This window comes from Methylobacterium sp. 37f (assembly GCF_023093475.1).
Lineage (GTDB): Bacteria > Pseudomonadota > Alphaproteobacteria > Rhizobiales > Beijerinckiaceae > Methylobacterium.
The window spans coordinates 1-18,866 of sequence record NZ_JAGHKN010000013.1; the positions used below are offsets into that span (position 1 = coordinate 1).

The 18,866-nt window shown below is 70.8% G+C and carries 18 protein-coding genes; 13 read left to right on the forward strand and 5 right to left on the reverse strand.

Annotated features, from left to right (window positions below; genetic code table 11):
- The first annotated feature begins 139 nt into the window (after positions 1–139).
- The 6 genes from J7U37_RS10840 to J7U37_RS10865 all read left to right on the forward strand — a co-directional run bounded on the left by J7U37_RS10840 (position 140) and on the right by J7U37_RS10865 (position 9,355).
- On the forward strand, positions 140–3,535 hold the full coding sequence (locus J7U37_RS10840) for a DNA translocase FtsK (protein ID WP_247635718.1): 3,396 nt from the start codon (positions 140–142) through the stop codon (positions 3,533–3,535).
- Between the two features lie 360 nt (positions 3,536–3,895).
- Positions 3,896–4,846 (forward strand): outer-membrane lipoprotein carrier protein LolA, encoded by a 951-nt coding sequence (locus tag J7U37_RS10845; RefSeq protein WP_056487019.1) that lies wholly within the window; start codon positions 3,896–3,898, stop codon positions 4,844–4,846.
- Positions 4,847–5,067: 221 nt separating this feature from the next.
- On the forward strand, positions 5,068–6,351 hold the full coding sequence (serS, locus tag J7U37_RS10850) for a serine--tRNA ligase (RefSeq protein ID WP_056487016.1): 1,284 nt from the start codon (positions 5,068–5,070) through the stop codon (positions 6,349–6,351).
- Positions 6,351–7,130 carry a 5'/3'-nucleotidase SurE gene (gene surE, locus J7U37_RS10855; protein ID WP_056185331.1) on the forward strand — a complete coding sequence of 260 codons (780 nt, stop codon included), beginning with the start codon at positions 6,351–6,353 and terminating at the stop codon, positions 7,128–7,130. Before serS ends, surE begins: the two co-directional genes overlap by 1 nt.
- Positions 7,131–7,163: 33 nt before the next feature.
- Entirely contained in the window at positions 7,164–7,820 is a 657-nt protein-coding gene (locus J7U37_RS10860) for a protein-L-isoaspartate O-methyltransferase (protein WP_247635719.1), read from the forward strand.
- A gap of 119 nt (positions 7,821–7,939) precedes the next feature.
- Positions 7,940–9,355 (forward strand): M23 family metallopeptidase, encoded by a 1,416-nt coding sequence (locus J7U37_RS10865; protein ID WP_056185324.1) that lies wholly within the window; start codon positions 7,940–7,942, stop codon positions 9,353–9,355.
- A 71-nt stretch (positions 9,356–9,426) separates the two neighbouring features.
- Here the strand turns inward: J7U37_RS10865 and J7U37_RS10870 are convergent, their stop codons facing one another.
- Both J7U37_RS10870 and J7U37_RS10875 read right to left on the reverse strand, forming a co-directional pair.
- Positions 9,427–10,584, reverse strand: coding sequence for a polyamine ABC transporter substrate-binding protein (locus tag J7U37_RS10870; RefSeq protein WP_247635720.1), 1,158 nt, complete (start codon positions 10,582–10,584; stop codon positions 9,427–9,429).
- Positions 10,581–10,955 carry a RidA family protein gene (locus tag J7U37_RS10875; RefSeq protein ID WP_056487008.1) on the reverse strand — a complete coding sequence of 125 codons (375 nt, stop codon included), beginning with the start codon at positions 10,953–10,955 and terminating at the stop codon, positions 10,581–10,583. The genes J7U37_RS10870 and J7U37_RS10875 overlap by 4 nt, the downstream gene beginning before the upstream one ends.
- 270 nt (positions 10,956–11,225) lie before the next feature.
- Here J7U37_RS10875 and J7U37_RS10880 point away from each other — a divergent pair, with 270 nt between their 5' ends.
- The gene (locus J7U37_RS10880) at positions 11,226–11,492 is read left to right on the forward strand and encodes a GlsB/YeaQ/YmgE family stress response membrane protein (protein ID WP_056185315.1); all 267 of its coding nucleotides are present in this window, start codon (positions 11,226–11,228) and stop codon (positions 11,490–11,492) included.
- Positions 11,493–11,616: 124 nt separating this feature from the next.
- On the opposite strand, the gene J7U37_RS10885 is transcribed toward J7U37_RS10880, so the two are convergent.
- Positions 11,617–11,835, reverse strand: coding sequence for a DUF2892 domain-containing protein (locus tag J7U37_RS10885; protein WP_056185312.1), 219 nt, complete (start codon positions 11,833–11,835; stop codon positions 11,617–11,619).
- A 117-nt stretch (positions 11,836–11,952) separates the two neighbouring features.
- Complete coding sequence (locus J7U37_RS10890; protein ID WP_247635721.1) at positions 11,953–12,903, reverse strand: DUF3108 domain-containing protein; 951 nt, start codon at positions 12,901–12,903, stop codon at positions 11,953–11,955.
- Positions 12,904–12,968: 65 nt separating this feature from the next.
- On the opposite strand from J7U37_RS10890, the gene J7U37_RS10895 reads away from it, so the two are divergent.
- The 6 genes from J7U37_RS10895 (at position 12,969) to phnE (J7U37_RS10920) (ending at position 17,886) form a co-directional block, all read left to right on the forward strand.
- Positions 12,969–13,637: a DUF1045 domain-containing protein gene (locus J7U37_RS10895; RefSeq protein ID WP_247635722.1), complete on the forward strand. Its 669-nt coding sequence runs from the start codon at positions 12,969–12,971 to the stop codon at positions 13,635–13,637.
- 11 nt (positions 13,638–13,648) lie between these two features.
- On the forward strand, positions 13,649–14,281 hold the full coding sequence (locus tag J7U37_RS10900; protein ID WP_056185306.1) for a DapH/DapD/GlmU-related protein: 633 nt from the start codon (positions 13,649–13,651) through the stop codon (positions 14,279–14,281).
- Between the two features lie 89 nt (positions 14,282–14,370).
- Entirely contained in the window at positions 14,371–15,171 is an 801-nt protein-coding gene (phnC, locus tag J7U37_RS10905; RefSeq protein ID WP_247635723.1) for a phosphonate ABC transporter ATP-binding protein, read from the forward strand.
- A gap of 29 nt (positions 15,172–15,200) precedes the next feature.
- Entirely contained in the window at positions 15,201–16,127 is a 927-nt protein-coding gene (gene phnD, locus J7U37_RS10910) for a phosphonate ABC transporter substrate-binding protein (protein WP_056185300.1), read from the forward strand.
- A gap of 32 nt (positions 16,128–16,159) precedes the next feature.
- Positions 16,160–17,038 (forward strand): phosphonate ABC transporter, permease protein PhnE, encoded by an 879-nt coding sequence (gene phnE, locus J7U37_RS10915; protein WP_056185297.1) that lies wholly within the window; start codon positions 16,160–16,162, stop codon positions 17,036–17,038.
- Positions 17,035–17,886, forward strand: a complete 852-nt coding sequence (phnE, locus tag J7U37_RS10920) for a phosphonate ABC transporter, permease protein PhnE (RefSeq protein ID WP_247635724.1) — start codon at positions 17,035–17,037, stop codon at positions 17,884–17,886. Before phnE (J7U37_RS10915) ends, phnE (J7U37_RS10920) begins: the two co-directional genes overlap by 4 nt.
- A 42-nt stretch (positions 17,887–17,928) precedes the next feature.
- Here the strand turns inward: phnE (J7U37_RS10920) and J7U37_RS10925 are convergent, their stop codons facing one another.
- On the reverse strand, positions 17,929–18,837 hold the full coding sequence (locus J7U37_RS10925; RefSeq protein WP_247635725.1) for a LysR family transcriptional regulator: 909 nt from the start codon (positions 18,835–18,837) through the stop codon (positions 17,929–17,931).
- Positions 18,838–18,866 lie beyond the last annotated feature (29 nt).

Below are 18,866 nucleotides of genomic sequence, written 5' to 3' on the forward strand. Positions count from 1 at the left end.
GGGAAGGGGGGGCACCCGACGGAAATGGCGTGCTCCGCGCGGGATCGGGTCAAGCGTCTGTTAACGACGATGCCGCTAACTCATCCGTGAACCGCGCCGCTCCCGGCGGCGGACCCGTTTTGAGTACATCCGGCCAATCATGCGCGCATCGGGACGGCTTCCCTACTCCCATCGTGATCCTTCGCGCCCCGTTCGCGGTGGCGATCGCCTCGGCCTGTCGATCGGCGCCCTGGCACACCGGTTGATGAACCTGCGCGCGACCCTCTCGCGTCGCCTCGCCGGTCCGCCGCAGCGGCCGGACTACACGGTGGCGGCCACCCGGCCGACGCCGAGCTGGATGACGAGCCCGCAGGCCCTGGTCGGCCGCAACGAGGTCGGCCTCGCCTTCCGCCCCGCCCCCGCGATCCAGGCCTGGCCGGCCCAGGTCTTCGACGACCGCGCCACCCTCGACATGATCCCGGCCCGGGTGGTGCCCACAAGCCGTCTCGACGACGGCCTGATGGACCCCGACGCCCTCGCCCCCCGCGTGCTGATCCGGACGCCGCGCCGCCCGGCCGCGATCATGCCCGAGGCCTCCGAGGCTCCGGCTTCCGCGCCGATGCCCGAGCCGGGTCCGGCCGTGCGCTACACCCGCACCCCCGATCCGGTGCTGCACGAGCGGCGCCAGCGCGCCCTCGATGCCGAGCGCAACGCCCGGGCCCAGGCCCATGCCGAGGCGGAAGCCGAAGCGCTGCGCCTGCAGGCCGAGCAGGATTCCCTGCGCCTCGCCGCCGAGGCCCGGGAGCGCGCCGTCCTGGACGCCCAGGCCCAGGCCGAAGCGCTGGCCGCGCAGGTGCCCGAGCCCCTGTGGCGCCAGCCCTTCGTCGCGCCGCCCGGCGTGCGCTTCTTCCGCAGCCCCGATCGCCGCCAGACCCCTCCTGCGGCGGAGGTTGTTCCCACGGCGGACATGCCTGTCCCCGAAGCGCCCGCGAACGAACTCGCCGCCGTGCCGGCCTCGGCGGAGGTCGAGATCGAGGTCGAGACCGGCACGGCCGAAAGCCCGGTGGTCCTCGACGATCGCGACTGGTCGGACGTGCCGGACTGGTCCGAGGTCCACGCCTGGTTCGACGGACGCGACGGCGCCGCCCTCGATGCCTGGTCGGCGATCCAGGCGGAGTCCGCATCACTGCCGGTCGTCGAGATCGCAAGCTCGCAAGATATCGTCGCTGAAGAGATTGTCTTGGAAGAGATCGTCTCGGAAGCGGTCATCGCGGAGCAGGACGCTTCGGTGACCGAGCCGGCCCGGACCGGTGCGCCGGCCTATCGCCTCGAGCATCTGGTGCGGTTCGAGACCTTCGGCCCGCCCTGCCCCGTCGACGGCCAGGACAACGCGCTCCCGGTCGGGACCGCGATGCCGGCCCGCCCGGCGCCGCTTCACGCCATGGCGGCGCGGGCGGCGATCCGCGCCGGCCGTCCGGCCGCTCCGGCTGCGGCAATCCTGCCCGTGGCCGCTGTCGCGGCGCTGGCTCAGGCCCCCTCCCCTGCCGTCTCGGACGCGCTCGGCTTCGTGCCGGTGGCGCCTTTCGTCCCGGTTCCGCGTGCCGCCGAGCCGGCCTTCGTGCCGACCCCGATCCCGGCCCGGCCGGTGCTGCTGCGCAACCCCAAGGGCACCCCTGTGCCGGAGATCTCCGCGCCCGAGATCTCCGCGCCCGAAATCCCCACGCCCGAGATTTCCGCTTCCGAGACTCTCGTCTCAGAGACTCCCGTCGTCGAAATGTCCGTCGTCGAGTCCGCGGTCCCGGCCGTGGAGCCCGAGGCGCCCGTCGCGGCGTCCGTGCCCGTCGTCACCCTGTCGCGCGCCATCCTGCCCGAGCGCCCGCTGCTCATCCCGGCCGGGCGGCACGTGCCGATGTCCTTCGTGGAGAACGCGGATTACGAGCACCCCGCCCTCGAACTCCTGGCCGAGCCGCCCCTGAACGAAACCGAGGAGGTCGATGCCGACGTGCTGGAGCAGAACGCGCTCAACCTCCAGCAGACGGTGCAGGATTTCGGCGTGCGCGGCGACATTCTCGCGGTGCGTCCCGGTCCTGTCGTCACCCTCTACGAGCTGGAGCCGGCCCCCGGCACCAAGTCGAGCCGCGTGATCTCGCTCTCGGACGACATCGCCCGCTCGATGTCGGCGGTCTCGGCCCGCGTCGCCGTGGTCCCCGGTCGCAACGTCATCGGCATCGAATTGCCCAACGAGACCCGCGAGACGGTGTACCTGCGCGAACTTCTCGCCTCGGCCGATTTCGGGATGAGCAAGCACAAGCTCGCCCTGTGCCTGGGCAAGAACATCGGCGGCGAGCCGATCATCGCCGATCTCGCCAAGATGCCCCACCTGCTGGTGGCGGGCACCACGGGCTCGGGCAAGTCGGTCGCCATCAACACCATGATCCTGTCGCTGCTCTACCGGATGAAGCCGGAGGAGTGCCGCCTGATCATGGTCGATCCGAAGATGCTCGAATTGTCGGTCTATGACGGCATCCCGCACCTGCTCTCGCCCGTGGTCATCGATCCCAAGAAGGCGGTCATCGCCCTCAAGTGGGCCGTGCGCGAGATGGAGGAGCGCTACAAGAAGATGTCCAAGATCGCCGTGCGCAACATCGACGGCTACAACGCCCGCATGGCCGAGGCCCGCGCCAAGGGCGAGGTGATCACCCGCGAGGTCCATACCGGCTTCAACCGCGAGACCGGACAGGCCGTCTACGAGACGGAGGAGATGGACCTGTCGGCGCTGCCCTACATCGTCATCGTGGTCGACGAGATGGCCGACCTGATGATGGTGGCGGGCAAGGACATCGAGGGCGCGATCCAGCGTCTGGCCCAGATGGCGCGCGCGGCCGGCATCCACCTGATCATGGCGACGCAGCGCCCCTCGGTCGACGTCATCACGGGCACGATCAAGGCCAACTTCCCGACCCGGATCAGCTTCCAGGTGACGAGCAAGATCGACAGCCGGACGATCCTGGGCGAGATGGGCGCCGAGCAGCTGCTGGGCCAGGGCGACATGCTGTTCATGGCCGGCGGCGGGCGCACGACGCGCGTGCACGGTCCGTTCTGCTCGGATTCGGAAGTCGAGAGCGTGGTCGCCCACCTCAAGCGCCAGGGCCGGCCGTCCTACCTCGAGGCCGTCACCGCCGACGACGGCAGCGGCGACGAGAAGCCGACCAAGGGCGCGAAGGCGGACAAGGCCGACCGGGCCGAGAAGGCCCCGTCGAACGAGATCGAGGACACCGACGCCCCGATCTTCGACGCCGGCGCCTATGCGGGCAGCGGCGGCATCGATCCCGGCGCCGAACTCTACGACCAGGCGGTGCAGGTGGTGATGCGCGACCGCAAGGCCTCGACCAGCTACATCCAGCGCCGCCTCCAGATCGGCTACAACCGCGCCGCCTCGATCATGGAGCGGATGGAGATCGAGGGCATCGTCGGCCCGGCCAACCATGCCGGCAAGCGCGAGATCCTGATGGAGGGCGGCCACGCCGCTTCCGGCATGATGTATGACGACGATTGAGCCACAGACCTCGCGTACCGGACCCTGTCCGGCACGATCCGTCATCCCGGGGCCGCGTCGCGGAGCCCGGGATCCGGACACATGGGGTGCGCAAAATTTGACGCTGTCGGCGGTTCCGGATCGCGCGCCGCTGGCGCGCCCCTTCGGGGCCGGGCTCGCCTGCGGCGCCCCGGAATGACGGTGGGGCGCCATCGGCATCGCGCTTCCTGGACTGCGTGGGGGGCGTCGCTGGCTTCGGGATCGTCCGGTGTCCTGCCTTCGGTCGATGCCCGATCCCACCCGTCGCATATTCGCCACAGGGCCGGCTTCTAAGCGGGCGTCGCCCGCACAATCCGTGAATCGCCTCAAGGGAGCGTCCCGATGATCGGCCGCCGTCACCGCCTCGCCGCCGGTCCGCTGCTCGTCCTGGCGGCGGGTCTCGCCCTGCCGCAGCCGGCCTCCGCCCAGGTCTCCTCGTTCCTCGACGGCCTGTTCGGCCGCAAGGAGCAGCCGGCCCCCGCGCCGGAACCGGAGCCCGAGCCCGCCCCGGCGGCTCCCGCCGCCCCGCCGAAGAAGCCCGTGGCCCAGGCGCCGAAGGCCGCCAAGCCGTCGGACAAGGTGGCCGCCGACAAGGCCGCTGCGGCCAAGGCCAAGGCGGAGTCCAAGTCCGCTGATTCGAAGTCCACCGATCCGAAGGCCGGCGATCCGAAGGCTGGTGCCAAGGTCGCGGCCGTGGGCGCGCCCGCCGCCGCCATCGCGCCGGAGGCGGACGACGCCACCGTGATCGCGCAGGCCAACGCCTACTTCAACGGCATGACCACGCTCACCGGCAACTTCATTCAGATCGGCCCGGACGGGCGCCGCATCGGCGGCAAGCTGACCCTGGCCAAACCCGGCCGCCTGCGCTTCGACTACGACCAGCCCTCCCCCCTGGAGATCGTGGCCGACGGGACCTCGGTGGCGGTCAAGGACCGCAAGCTCGGGACCCAGGACCTCTACTTCATCTCGCAGACGCCCCTGAAATTCCTGCTGCGCGAAAAGATCGACCTCGCCCGCGACCTCTCCGTGATCGACGTGGCCAACGATCCGGGCGGCCTGCGCCTTTCCCTGGAGGACCGCTCCACGCTGGGCGGCACCTCGAAGATCCAGCTGTTCTTCGATGCCGAGGTGAAGACCCTGAGCCAGTGGCGGATCACCGATCCGCAGGGCTACCAGACCACGGTGCAGCTCTCGAACCTGCAGAAGGGGCGCGCCGTGGAGGGCAATCTGTTCTTCATCAATTACGGCCGCGCCGAGGACAAGGCGGCCGAGCGCCAGATCCGGGCGCAGTAGCGCGTCGGGATCCAAACCTCCCGTGGTGTCCCGGCCCGAATTCCAAGACGCCGGTTTTGCCGCCCGCGTCGTCTTTCCGGGCCCTGCTTCGCAGTCCCGGAAAGACGACGCCGTTCGTCTGAGATTCGGTCCCATGAGCGGGGCCGGCATGGCCCACCCGACCTTGTCGGGCCGGGGCCGATGCGGCTAAGCGTCGGGCTCGCATCGTACGAGCCGAGCCCATGCACGACATCCGCGCCATCCGCGAGAACCCGGACGCCTTCGATGACGCCCTGCGCCGGCGCGGGCTGGCGCCGCTCGCCGTCGAACTCATCGACCTGGACGACCAGCGCAAATCCGCGATCTCGGCCGCGCAGGCCAACCAGGAGCGCCGCAACGCCCTGGCCAAGGAGATCGGCGGCGCCAAGAAGGCCCGGGACGAGGCCCGGGCGCAGGACCTCATGGCCGAGGTCGCCCGCCTGAAGGACGCGGCACCGGCCCTGGAGACGGCCCAAGCGGAGGCCGCCAGGACGCTCGACGACCGCCTCGCCGCGATCCCGAATCGCCCGAACCCGGAGGTGCCCGAGGGCGCCGACGAGCACGGCAACGTCGAGTACCGCCGCTTCACGGCCCACCGGCCGCAGCTTGCCACCGGAAAGCAGCATTTCGAACTCGGCGAAGCCTCCGGCCTGATGGATTTCGAGGCCGCCGCGCGGATGTCCGGCGCCCGCTTCGTGGTGCTGAAAGGCCAGCTCGCCCGCCTGGAGCGGGCGCTGGGGCAGTTCATGCTCGACCTGCACACGGGCGAGCACGGCTACACCGAGGTGGCGCCGCCGATCCTGGTGCGCGACGAGGCGATGTTCGGCACGGCGCAGTTGCCGAAGTTCCGGGACGACCAGTTCCAGGCGGGCGAGCACTGGCTCATCCCCACGGCGGAAGTCCCCCTCACCAACCTCGTCCGCGAAAGCATTCTGCACGAGGAGGAGCTTCCCTTGCGCTTCACCGCCCTGACCCCGTGCTTCCGGGCCGAGGCCGGGTCGGCGGGGCGCGACACCCGCGGCATGCTGCGCCAGCACCAGTTCAACAAGGTCGAGCTGGTTTCGATCACCAATCCGGAGCAGTCGGCCGCGGAGCACGAACGCATGCTCGGCTCGGCCGAGGCGGTGCTGAAGAAGCTCGACCTGCCCTACCGGATCATGACCCTCTGCACCGGCGACATGGGCTTCGCCTCCCAGAAGACCTACGACATCGAGGTCTGGATGCCGGGCCAGGAGACCTTCCGGGAGATCTCGTCCTGCTCGGTCTGCGGCGACTTCCAGGCGCGACGGATGAACGCGCGCGTCCGTGCCCGGGACGGCAAGGCGGTCCAGTTCGTCCATACCCTCAACGGGTCCGGCGTCGCGGTCGGCCGGGCGCTCATCGCCGTGATGGAAAACTACCAGAACCCGGATGGCAGCGTCACGGTGCCGTCGGTGCTGAAGGCCTATATGGGCGGGATCGACCGGATCGAGGGGTTCAAGAGCTGATGCGCATTCTCGTCACCAACGACGACGGCATTCACGCGCCGGGGCTCGAGACCCTGGAGGGGATCGCCCGCGCCATCTCGGACGACGTCTGGGTGGTCGCGCCCGAGACCGACCAGTCCGGCGTGTCGCATTCGCTGTCGCTGAACGACCCCCTGCGCCTGCGCCAAGTCGCCGAGAAGCGCTTCGCCGTGAAGGGTACGCCGTCCGACTGCGTGATCATGGGCGTGCGCCACATCCTCAAGGACCACGGGCCGGACCTCGTGCTCTCGGGCGTCAACCGCGGCCAGAACGTCGCCGAGGACGTGACCTATTCGGGCACCATCGCGGCGGCGATGGAGGGGACGATCCTCAACGTGCGCTCCATCGCGCTGAGCCAGGCCTACGGGGCCGGCGGGCGCGGCGCCATCAAGTGGCACTGCGCGGCCGAGCACGGCCCCGGGGTCGTCCGCAAGATCCTCGACATCGGGATCGAGCCCGGCATCGTCGTCAACGTGAACTTCCCGGATTGCGAGCCGGAGGAGGTCGTGGGCACGGCCGTGACCGCGCAGGGGTTCCGCAACCAGGCCCTGCTCCAGATCGATGCCCGCCAGGACGGGCGCGGCAATCCCTATTTCTGGCTCGCCTTCGCCAAGGCCACCTTCCAGCCCGGCCACGGCACCGACCTCAAGGCCATCGCGGAGAAGCGCATCTCGGTCACGCCGCTGCGCCTCGACCTCACCGATGAGCCGAGCCTGACGCGCTTCGCGCAAGGGTTCTCGGCGCAGGGCTTCGCCGCGTAGGGCGACGGGCGCGGAACCGGTCGAGAGCCAGCCATGATGCACGAGGGCTCGATCGAGGATGCGGCCTTCGTCATGGCCCTGCGCGGCCGTGGCGTGCGCGACACCGACACCCTGCGGGCGATGGAGCGGGTGCCGCGCGAGCGCTTCGCCCCCGCCCATCACCGCGACCTCGCCCGGCGCGACCTCGCCCTTCCGCTGCCCTGCGGCCAGACCATGACGGCGCCGACCACGGTGGCGGCGATGCTGAAGGCGCTGGCCCTGCGCCCGGGCGCCCGGGTCCTCGAGATCGGCACCGGCTCGGGCTACGTCACCGCCCTGCTGCTGCGGCTGGGCGCCGCCCATGTCCATAGCCTCGAGCGCTACGCCACCCTGGCGGACGACGCCCGCGACAACCTGGTGCCGGAGGACCGGGTGCTCGCCGACATCATCCTCGGGGACGGCCTCCATCCGGCGACCCTGCGGGGGGCGGAGCCTTTCGACCGCATCCTGCTCAACGGAACCGTCCCGGCGATTCCCGACCATTTCGCCGGCCTGCTCGCACCCGGCGGACGCCTCGTCGCCCCGGTCGGGCGGCCGGAGGCGGCCGGCCTCGTCACCTGGACCCGGATGGCGGACGGCAGCCTCGAAAATCGCCCCGGCGCGGCCCTGCGGCTCGCCCCGCTCACCCCCGGCCGCGCCTGCGTCCTGTAGGCCGAAAGGTTTCCGCGCCGGTCCGATCATCGCGCAAACGTGGTGAATCGGAACGGTTGCTTAACCTGAATCCGGTTTGAATGACGTCATCAAGTTGCGTCAGGCAAACAGGTGCGTCGATGCGGGTTCGCGGGACTGGTCGGGGATTGAGGACGCTGTCGCGTTTCGCTCTCATCGGTGTGATTGGAGGCGGTGCGGCCGCCTGTTCTTCGGATGCGTCCCGTTTGGGCGATCCTTTCGGCAACCCCTTCGCCTCGAACCTGTCGAGCGAGCCCGCCGCGACGGGCAGCCTGCCGGAGGGCGAGATCGCCCCGGCACCGGTGGTGCGGACCAGCCGCATCCAGTCCCAGGCCCTCGGGGCTCCGGGCGCGGGCATGTCGCCCCGCCCGATGGTGGCGGCTCCGGTCGCGGCCCGCCCCCAGACCACCCGCCTCGCCTCCACCGAGCCGGTTTCGGGGGGCATGAGTTCCGGCGGCGGCATGACGGCGTCGGCGGTGTCGGGCATGAACCCCGATGCGGCCCGGATGAGCACCCGCGCCGCCCCCGCCGCACCGGCCCCGAAGATGATCGACCGCGCCGCCGAGAAGCGCGCCGCCGAAGCCCGCCGCGAAGCCGAAGCCGCCGAGGCCAAGCGCGAGGCCGAGGCCGCCAAGCTCACCGAGGCCCGCAGGCTCGTGGAAGCCGCCAAGGCCGCCGAGGCCCGCAAGAGTGCGGAGAAGACCGCCGAGAAGGCCGCGGGCGCCGCCAAGCTCGCCGAGGCGCGCCGGACCGCGGACAAGGCCGCCGAGGCTGCCAAGCTGGCCGAGGCCCGCAAGGGCCATGTCCGACCCGGACAGGTCGCCAAGGCCGACGACAAGCCGGTCCGCAAGATCGAGATCAAGGACGCCAAGGCCGAAGTGAAGGCCGATACGGCCAAGGCCGATGCCGCCAAGGAGGCCGCGAAGGAGGCGTCCAAGAAGGCGAAGGCCGCCGAGGCCGAGGCCAAGCTCGCCGAAGCCAAGCTCGCCAAGGCGGAAGCCGCCAAGGACGCGGCCCGCAAGGTCGCCGAGGCGAAGGCCGCCGAGACCGCTGCCAAGGACAAGGAAGCCGCGAAGGCGCCCGTGAAGGTCGCCGCAGTGGAGCAGCCCAAGGCCGAGCCGGCCAGCACCGGGTCGGTCGCCGCTCCCGAGCAGTCGTTCCGCTGGCCCGCCAAGGGCCGGGTGATCTCCGGCTACGGCACCTCCGGCAACGAGGGCATCAACATCTCGGTGCCCGAGGGCACGGCGGTGAAAGCGGCCGAGGACGGCACCGTGGCGTATGCGGGCTCCGACGTGAAGGGCTACGGCAAGCTCGTCCTGGTGCGGCACTCCAACGGCTACGTCTCGGCCTACGCCCATAACGGCGAGCTCGACGTGCGTCCGGGCGAGAAGGTGAAGCGCGGCCAGACCATCGCCAAGTCCGGCGCCTCCGGCAACGTGACCTCGCCCCAGCTCCACTTCGAGATCCGCAAGGGCGCGACCCCGGTCGACCCGATGCCGCACCTCGCCAGCAACTGAACGTCGCCATCCCGGTTCGGACAGGAGAACGGCGGCCCCGCGGGGCCGCCGTTTCGCGTTTCAGCCGGGCCTCAGCGCCCGGTGCGCACCCGGGTCCAGCTCCGGGTGACGAAGCGCTGGGTGCGGTCGTCCCAGGCGGTGTTGGTGGACAGGCGCTGCATCGTCGCCTCGTCCGGGTAGATGCCGGTATTGGCCAGGATCTCGGGCTTGACGAATGCCTTGGCCGCGCCGTTGCCGCTGGCATAGGAGACGAAGTTGGTGTTGGCCGCCGCCACCTCGGGTCGCATCATGTAGTCGAGGAAGCTGTGGGCCTCGGCCGGATGGGGCGCGTCCTTCGGGATCGCGAAGGCGTCGAACCACATCAGCGCGCCCTCGCGCGGAATAAAGTAGCCGATCTCGACGCCGTTCTTGGCCTCCTCGGCGCGCTTGCGGGCCTGCATCATGTCGCCGGAATAGCCGACCGCGAGGCAGAGGTCGCCGTTGGCCAGCCCGTTGATGTATTCCGACGAGTGGAACTTGCGCACCGAGCCCCGCACCTTGAACAGCGCGTCGGTGACCTGGGAAATGTCGTCCCAGCGCTTGGAATCCGGCTTGAGACCGTAGAACGGCAGCAGGCTCGGGATCAGGTCCTCGGGCGAATCGAGCAGCATCACGCCGCAATCCTTGAGCTTGGCCATCAGGCCCGGATTGAGGACGAGGCTCCAGGTGTTGAGGGGCTGGTTCGCCCCCAGGCGCTCGCGCACCAGGGCGAGGTTCACGCCGAGGCCGGTGGTGCCCCACATGTAGTCGACCGCGTAGGTGTTGCCGGGGTCGTAGGTGGCGAGCCGCGCGGCGATCTCGGGCCAGGCATGGACGAGGTTGGGGATCTTCGCCTTGTCGAGGGGCTGGAACACGCCCGCCCGGATCAGCCGCTGCAGGAACGGCCCGGAGGGCGCCACCACGTCGTAGCCCGAGCGCCCGGCCAGCAGCTTGGTCTCGAGGATCTCGTTGTTGTCGTAGGTGTCGTAGACGACCTTGATGCCGGTCTCCCGGGTGAAGGCCTCCAGCACCTTCGGGTCGATGTAGTCCGACCAGTTGTAGATGTTGACGACGCGCTCGCCCTTCGGCGCGGCCGTCTCGGCCCGGGCCCCGGGCAGGCCGAGCGCCAGGGCGGCGAGCGCCCCGGCGATCAGCCCTGCGGCGGAGATCCCCCCGGCGAGGAGCGCGCGGCGGGTGCCGGCTCGGATCATGCCTGTCCTTTCGCGGCGACCACCACGATCTCGACCAGGTATTCGGGGGCGGCGAGCTTGGCCTCCACGGTGGCGCGGGCGGGCGGGTTGTCCTGGGGCACCCAGGCATCCCAGGCGGCGTTCATCTCCGCGAAGGTGGCGATGTCGGCCAGATAGATCGTGGTGGTGAGGATGCGGCTCTTGTCGGTGCCGGCGGCCGCCAGCAGGCGGTCGATCTCGCCCAGGATCTCCTGGGTCTGCGCGGTGACGCCGGCGCCCACCACGGTCCCGGCGACCTGGCCGGCGAGGAACACCATGTCGCCGTAGGTGACGGCCTGGCTCATGCGGGGACCGGATTCGAAGCGCTGGATCGGCGTGGCCTGGATCGTCATGGCGGGAATACGTGCCTTTCACATGCCGGACCGGCGCCCCGTGGCGCCGGGACGTCCGGCCCAGCGTTGTGCCGCGCCGGGTGCCCGAGCGTAAAGAGGCCCGGCGCGCGATCCCTTGGACGCAACACGACAAAGTCGCGTGCCGCAGCGCAACTCATCCCACGGGTGCGGCGTTCTCACCCCAGGCAGAGGCCAAGGCGACACAGCCAGCCGTCACGGCCAGGGAAGTCCGACCCAGAGGGTTCGGCCAAAAAGTTCGAGGATCAGCTCATGGGTATCATCTGGACCATCATCATCGGTTTCCTGGCCGGTGTTATCGCCAAGTTCATCATGCCGGGCAGCAATGAGCCGGGCGGCTTCATCCTGACCACGATCCTCGGCATCGTCGGCGCCTTCGTCGCCACCTTCCTGGGCCAGGCGCTCGGCTGGTACGGGCCCAACCAGGGCGCGGGCCTCATCGGCGCCGTCGTCGGTGCCATCGTGGTCCTGGCGATCTACGGCTTCATTCAGGGCCGTCGCTCGACCACCACGCTCTGATCCCACCCGGATCCGAAAGGTCGAACGAGACGGGGCGCCTCACCGAGGCGCCCCTTTTTCGTGTCCGACGGGATTTCTGTCCGGTCGAGAGGGCGCAGAGGCCGGCCTCTGCGCCCGGTCGTTCTCAGGCCTCGGTCACGGCCTTGACGGCGCAGTGGCCGGTGGCGCCCCGGATGGCGAGGCCGGCGCCGACCACGAGGGCCGCGAGGCTGAGCCACTTGTTCGGGCGCGGCTGCGCGGCGGCGGCCGCGATGCCGAGGCCGAGGACCACCGAGACGGCGCGTTCCGTGGTGGTCAGGTTCGGGGTGCCGCTGAAGATGTCGTGGATCATCGCATTGGCCATGTCAGGCGTCTCCTGTGCTGCGTCGCGGGGCGAACGCGGCGGAGGGACCGCCGTTCCACCACGGGGCGTGCGGCGCGGCACGACGACGTCGCGCAGGCCCGGGTTCCGGCCGCGTTCCTAGCGGGCGTTCGGCAGCCGCACCGTGACGCCGGGCCGGCCGGCCTGCGCCCCACCCTGCGCCTGCGCTTCGGCGGGCGCATCGGCCGAGGCCGGCGGCGGGCCGCCCCAGCGCGTCGCCTCGATGTGCACCGTGCCCCAGCCGGTGGCGACCGTGATCGACACCGGCAGCAGCAGCGTCCCGTCGAGGATCGGCGCGAAGCGCACCTGGATCTCGTCGTTGTCGGCCATGCGCCGGACATTGCTGCCGCCCGAGCGGTGCCCGGAGATCGGCACCCAGCGCACCCGGCACGCGAGGGCGGGTCCCTGGTAAGCGCCCTCGGTCACCGCCACGAGAGTGCCGCGGGACAGCACCAGGTCGGCACGCGTCGCCCCGTCGAAGACGGCGATACGCCGGTCGCACAGGCCTGGCTCCAGGGGAGCAGGGCCGAGTGGAATCGTCAGCATGGTCAGGGGATCGACCACGCCGACCCGGTCCTCCGGCGCCACCGGGACGCGGTCCGTGCGCGGGGCCGGAGGCGGCTCGACGCTGGCGCTGCGCACGCGGCCGCCGGCGAGATCCAGCGCGACCGCGACCGGCTTGCCGCCGTAGCGGCTGTCGACCCGGAAGGTGGCGGTCACCGCGCCGGCGCGGGTCGTCGATCCGGCGACCACGGCCTTGCCGACACCGTCGAAGAAGACGCCCGCGAGCCCGTGCAGGGCCGCGTCGAGTTCGAGGGCGTAGCGGTCTCCGGCCCGCTCGACGATCAGGGTGGCCTCGCCGGCCTGCAGGTTGAGGACGCTCAAGCCATAGACGACGCTGAAGCGGCGCGTGGGCGCATCGCCCGCGGCCTGCCCGCAGGTCGCGCCGGCGCCGAGCGCCAGCCCCGCCAGGACCGGGGCGTATCTGTGCCTGCGACCGGACACCGGCGTCATGCCCCAGCGCGCCAAGGGCGGCGCAACGATTGTCATATCAACGTCCGGCCCAGGTAGTATGCGCGCTTCGGCACCTCTCGCGCCGTCCGGGACACCCCTCGTTGGACCGATACGCTCTCTACTTCACGCCCGCTCCGGGCTCGGCTCTGGCCGCTTTCGGGGACGCGATCCTCGGTCCCGGTCCAGGGCTAGGTTCCGTGCCCGTGCCCGGGGCGCTCGCGGATCTCGTCGCCGCCCACACCGCCGCGCCGCGCGTCTACGGCTTCCACGCCACCCTGAAGGCGCCGATGCGGCTCCGTCCGGGCGTGACCGAAGCCGATGTCTTCACGGCCGCCGAGGCCCTGGCGGCGCACCGGGCGCCCCTGCCCGCCGGTCCCCTGCGGGTGGCCGCCCTCGGCGATTTCCTCGCCCTGGTGCCGGCAGCAGCGCCCCCCGCCCTCGGCCTTCTCGCCGCCGAGTGCGTCGCCGCCCTCGATCCCCTGCGCGCGCCCCTGACCGACGCCGAGCGGGCCCGCCGCCGTCCCGAACGCCTCGACCCGCGCGGCCGGGCGCTGCTGGAGCGCTGGGGCTACCCGCACGTGTTCGAGGCCTTCCGCTTCCACATGACGCTGACGGAGCGGCTGAATCCGAAAGCGCGGGCGGCCGCCCTGCCCGTTCTGGCCGAGGCCGCCGCCGGTCTTCCGGACCTCGTGATCGATGGGGTCAGCGTGGTCGGACAGGCCGGCGCCGCGCCGTTCCGCCTGTTGCGCCGCCTCCCCTTCCGCCCCTGAAGGAACACCCGATGGTCTCCGACCGCCTCGGCCTCGAACCGGCCGTCCACCCCACGGCTCAGCTCTGGGATTGCCGCCTCGGCCGCTACACCGAGGTCGGCGCGCGCACCCGCCTCAGCGAGACGCATCTCGACGATTATTCCTACATCGCCGAGGACGGGCAGGCGAACTATGCCACTGTCGGCAGGTTCTGCTCGATCGCCTCGCACGTGCGGATCAACCCCGGCAACCACCCGATGGAGCGGGCCTCGCAATCCCACTTCACCTATCGGGCCAGCGCCTACTGGCCGGGGGAAGCGCAGGACGAACCGGCCTTCTTCGCCCGGCGCCGCGCCCTGCCGGTCACCATCGGCCACGATGTCTGGATCGGCCACGGGGCCGTGATCCTGGCCGGGCGCACCGTCGGCACCGGGGCGGTGGTGGGCGCCGGCACGATCCTGACCCGGGATGTCGCACCCTACACCATCGTGGTCGGCAATCCGGGCCGCGTCGTGCGCCGCCGCTTTCCGGAAGCGATCGCCGAGCGTCTGCAAGCTTTGGCCTGGTGGGACTGGGACCACGCGCGCCTGGGCCGTGCCCTGCCGGACTTCCGGTCCCTTGGTATCGAAGCTTTCCTCGAGCGCTACGAAGGCGAAGACACCTGACTCCGTCTTTCGTTTAGCCGAACAACTGTCATGAACCTGTCGCGCGGGACGGGTTTACCGGCGTTCATCGTGAATAGCCGGATACCCGCATGCTGATCCTCGAAGATCTGACGCGCCGCTACGGCGACCGCCGCGCCGTGGACGGCGTCTCGCTCGCCATTCCCCGGGGCCGCTTCGTCGGTGTGATCGGGCGCTCCGGGGCCGGCAAGTCGACCCTGCTGCGGATGATCAACCGCCTGGCGGAGCCGACCGGCGGCTGCATCCTGTTCGACGGCCTCGACGTCACCGGCCTCAAGGGCTGCGACCTGCGGCGCTGGCGCACCCGCTGCGCCATGATCTTCCAGCAGTTTCACCTCGTCGGCCGCCTCGACGTGCTCAGCAACGTCCTGATGGGCCGGCTTTCCGAGGTGCCCCGGCACCGCTCGCTGCTCAAGCTCTGGTCCGAGCGTGAGCGCGCCCTGGCGCTGGCCGCCCTCGACGCCTTCGGCATGGGCGACTTCGCCGGCCACCGGGCCGACCAGCTCTCCGGCGGCCAGCAGCAGCGCGTCGCCATCGCGCGGGCGATGATGCAGGCCCCCGACCTGATCCTGGCCGACGAGCCCGTGGCCTCCCTCGACCCGCGCAACACCCGCATCGTCATGGACGCCCTCGCCGAGGCCAACCAGCGCCACGGCATCACCGTGCTGTGCAACCTGCATTCCCTCGATCTCGCCCGCACCTATTGCGACCGCCTCGTCGGCCTCGCCGATGGCCGTCTCGTGTTCGACGGCGCCCCCGCCGACCTGACCGAGGACGTCGCCCGCCAGCTCTACGGGCTGGAGGCCGGCGAGGTCATGGACGCGCCCGCGCCCGCCCGCCGCGCGCCCTACCCTGCCGCCCTCGTCGCCTGATCCTGAAGTCAACCATCCGGAAGATTGCCATGCTGACCCGTCGATCCCTCGCCGGAGCCCTCGCGCTCGCCCTCCTCGCCGCTCCCGCCGCCGCGCAGGACTGGAAGGTGGCCTATCCGGAACTGACCCTGGCGGTGATCCCCGCCGAGAACGCGTCGGGCACCACCGATCGCTACGCGCCGATGACCGCCTATCTGTCGAAGGCCCTCGGCGTGCCGGTCAAGCTGCGCATCGCCAACGACTACGCCGCCGTGATCGAGAGCCAGCGCGCCGGCAACGCCCAGCTCGCCTTCTACGGCCCCGCCTCCTTCGCCCGCGCGGTGATGACCGGCGTCAAGGTCGAGCCCATCGTCAACCAGCGCCACAACACCGGCGCCTCGGGCTACTACTCGGTGATCTACGTGCGCGCCGACAGCCCCTACAGGACGATCGAGGACCTGAAGGGCAAGAACCTTGCGCTGGTCGACCCCAATTCCACCTCCGGCAACCAGGCGCCGCGCTTCTTCCTGAGCAAGGCCGGCTACCCGGTCGACACCTTCTTCGGCAAGACCGTCTATGCCGGCAGCCACGAGAACGCGGTTCTCGCCCTGGTGCAGGGCACGGTGGACGCCGCCGCCAACCTCTACAACACCGACACCGACACCATGGTCACCCGCATGGCCGCCAAGGGCATGCTGAAGAAGCCAGACGGCACGCCGATGAGCCAGGCCGATTTCCGCGTGGTGTTCAAGTCCGACTTCCTGCCCGAGGGCCCCTTCGCCATGCTGTCGAGCCTGCCGGACGCCTTGAAGACGACGATCCGCGATGCCCTGGTGGCCCTGCCCACGGCCGACAAGGCGGCCTTCGACCGGCTCTCGGACGGCAAGGACCAGGGCCTCACGCCCGTGACCCTGAAGGACTACCAGCCGGTCATCGAGATGCTGAAGTTCAACGACGACCAGCGCCGCAAATCGTGAGCGCACCCCGTGTGAGCCGCCGGTGACGGCCGATGCCTGAGCGGATCACGCCCCTGCCCCCGGACCGAGCCGCCCTTCTGGCGGGGGCCTATGACGGCGCCGTCGCGGCGACCCGGCGCCGGATCTGGGCCGGCCTCGCCGTGCTCGCGGTCCTCACCGCCCTCGCCGCCCAGGCGGCCGAGGTGCGCCCGCTCGTGCTCGCGGCCCATATCGGCCGGTTCACCGACTACATCGTCCAGATCCTGCCCCACCTGACCCTGGGGAACCTGCGGGGCGATCTCGCCGAATGGTACTGGGGCTGGCCGAAATGGCTGGCGCTTCTGGGCGAGACCCTGCTGATGGCCTATCTCGGAACCCTGTTGGGGGCGATCGCCGGGTTCTGCCTGTGCTTCTCCGCCGCCGCCAACGTCACGGGAAGCCGGACGACCTGCTTCCTGGTGCGGCGCGGGCTCGAATTCTGCCGCACGGTGCCGGAGATCGTGTTCGCGCTCCTGTTCGTCATCGCCTTCGGCCTCGGGCCGATGGTGGGCGTGCTGGCGCTGGCGATCCACAGCACGGGGGCGCTGGGCAAGCTGTTCTCGGAGGTCGTCGAGAACATCGACATGAAGCCGGTGGAGAGCCTGACCGCGGCCGGGGCCGGGCGGATCGAGACCCTGCGCTTCGCCGTGCTGCCGCAGGTGCTGTCGAACTTCGTCTCGTACGGGCTGCTGCGCTTCGAGATCAACGTGCGGGGCGCCGGCGTCATGGGCTTCGTCGGGGCCGGCGGCATCGGGCAGGAACTGCTCGTGGCGATCCGCAACTTCTACTACGCCGACGTCAGCGCGATCCTGGTCCTGATCATCCTCACCGTGATGGCGATCGACCTCGGCACCGAGCGCCTGCGCCACCATCTCCTCGGAAGCCTGCGATGACCGGTCCCGACCTGAGCCCGGCCGAGATCGCCGCCCTGCGGCAGCGCTTTCCGGACAGCTTCCGCCCGGCCTGGCGCGGCCGCCTCGTCGCGGGCCTGGCGCTCGCCGCCCTCGCGGCGCTGTCGGGCTACGCACTGGTGCGCCTCGATTTCTCCGCCGCCCGCCTGCTCGCCGGCCTCGGCCGCCTCGGCGAATTCAGCCTGCTGATGCTGCCGCCGGAGGCCGGCGGACGGGCCTGGACCTTCCTGCAGGCTTTGGCCGAGACCCTCGGCATCGCCTTCATCGGCACGCTGACGGCGGCCCTCGTGGCCTTTCCGATCGCATTCCTGGCCGCCCGCAACGTCGTGCCGAACCCGTTCGTGCATGTCACCGTCCGGCGCGGCCTCGACGTGGTGCGCTCCGTCGACGTGCTGATCTGGGCGCTGATCTGGATCAACGTGGTCGGGCTCGGCCCCTTCGCGGGGGCGCTCGCCATCGCGTGCGCGGATGTGGGGGCGCTCGGCAAGCTGTTCTCGGAAGCCGTCGAGACCGTCGACGGCAAGGCCGGCGAGGGCGTCTCCGCCTCCGGCGGGGCCGAATTGCACCGCATCCGCTTCGGCCTGATTCCCGCGGTGCTGCCGGTGCTCGGCAGCCAGGTGCTGTACTTCTTCGAATCGAACACCCGCTCGGCCACCATCATCGGCATCGTCGGCGCGGGCGGCATCGGCCAGTACCTCACCGAGCTGATCCGCGTCCTCGAACTGCGCCAGGTCGCTTTCCTGATCCTGATGATCCTCGTCACCGTGGCGATTATCGACGTCGTCTCCGGACGCCTGCGCCGGGCCCTGATCGGCGGCGCGGCGCGCTGAGCCCGATCCCCGAACCCCGAACGCCGACCCCGGCCTCCCCCGTCAGCCCGGCAGGCCGTCCCCCGAGACGGGGCCGATCCGCTCGGCCGCGAAGCGCGCGCGCAGCCAGGCGGCGGCGGGGCCGCAGGGCCGCTGCTTGTGCCAGACCAGTTCCAGGGCGATCGGCCAGTCGCCCGCGTCGAACTGCAGGTCCGGCGTGACGAGGTACGGCGCCGTCAGCGACGAGGCGATGACGTGGTCGGTGACGAAGGCCCAGCCGATCCCGTGCTTCACCAGCTCCAGGATCACCCAGTGGCTCTCCACCCACCACACCTCGGCGGCCACCCGCAGGCGGCGCTTCTCCGGCCCGTCGCTGCGCGCGGCGACCAGGATCTGGCGGTGGCGCTTCAATTCCTCCCATTCCACCCGCGCCTTGGCGAGCGGGTGGTCGCGTCCGCACACGAGCTTGAGGGGCACCCAGCCGATGGTCTGGAAGCCAAGCTCCGTGGGCAGCACCTCCTGGCGCCACATCACCCCGAGATCGGCGGCGCCGGACTGCACCATGCGGCTGACATCCTCCATCAGGGGGAACAGCAGCTCGAGTTCGACGAAGGGAAAGTGCCGGGCGAAGTCGGCGAAGAGCGCGCCCAGGGCATGCTCGGGATACAGCTCGTCGATGGCCACCACGAGGCGGTTTTCCACCCGCTGCTCCAAGCTGCGGGCCACGCCAATCAGGTGCTCGCGCCGGTCGAGCACCACCCGCGCCTCCAGCAGGAGCCGCTCCCCCGCCGGGGTGAGCACCGGGTTGCGGCCCGCCCGGCTGAACAGCGTAACCCCGAGATCGGCCTCAAGATTCGCCACCTGGGTGCTGACGGCCGACTGCGCCTTCCGCAGCATTCGGGCGGCGCCGGAGAAGGACCCGGCCTCGGCCGCCGCCACGAAAGCCTGGAGCTGATCGAGCGAGACGGCCATCTATCTGATCCTCAGATACCTACTAACTT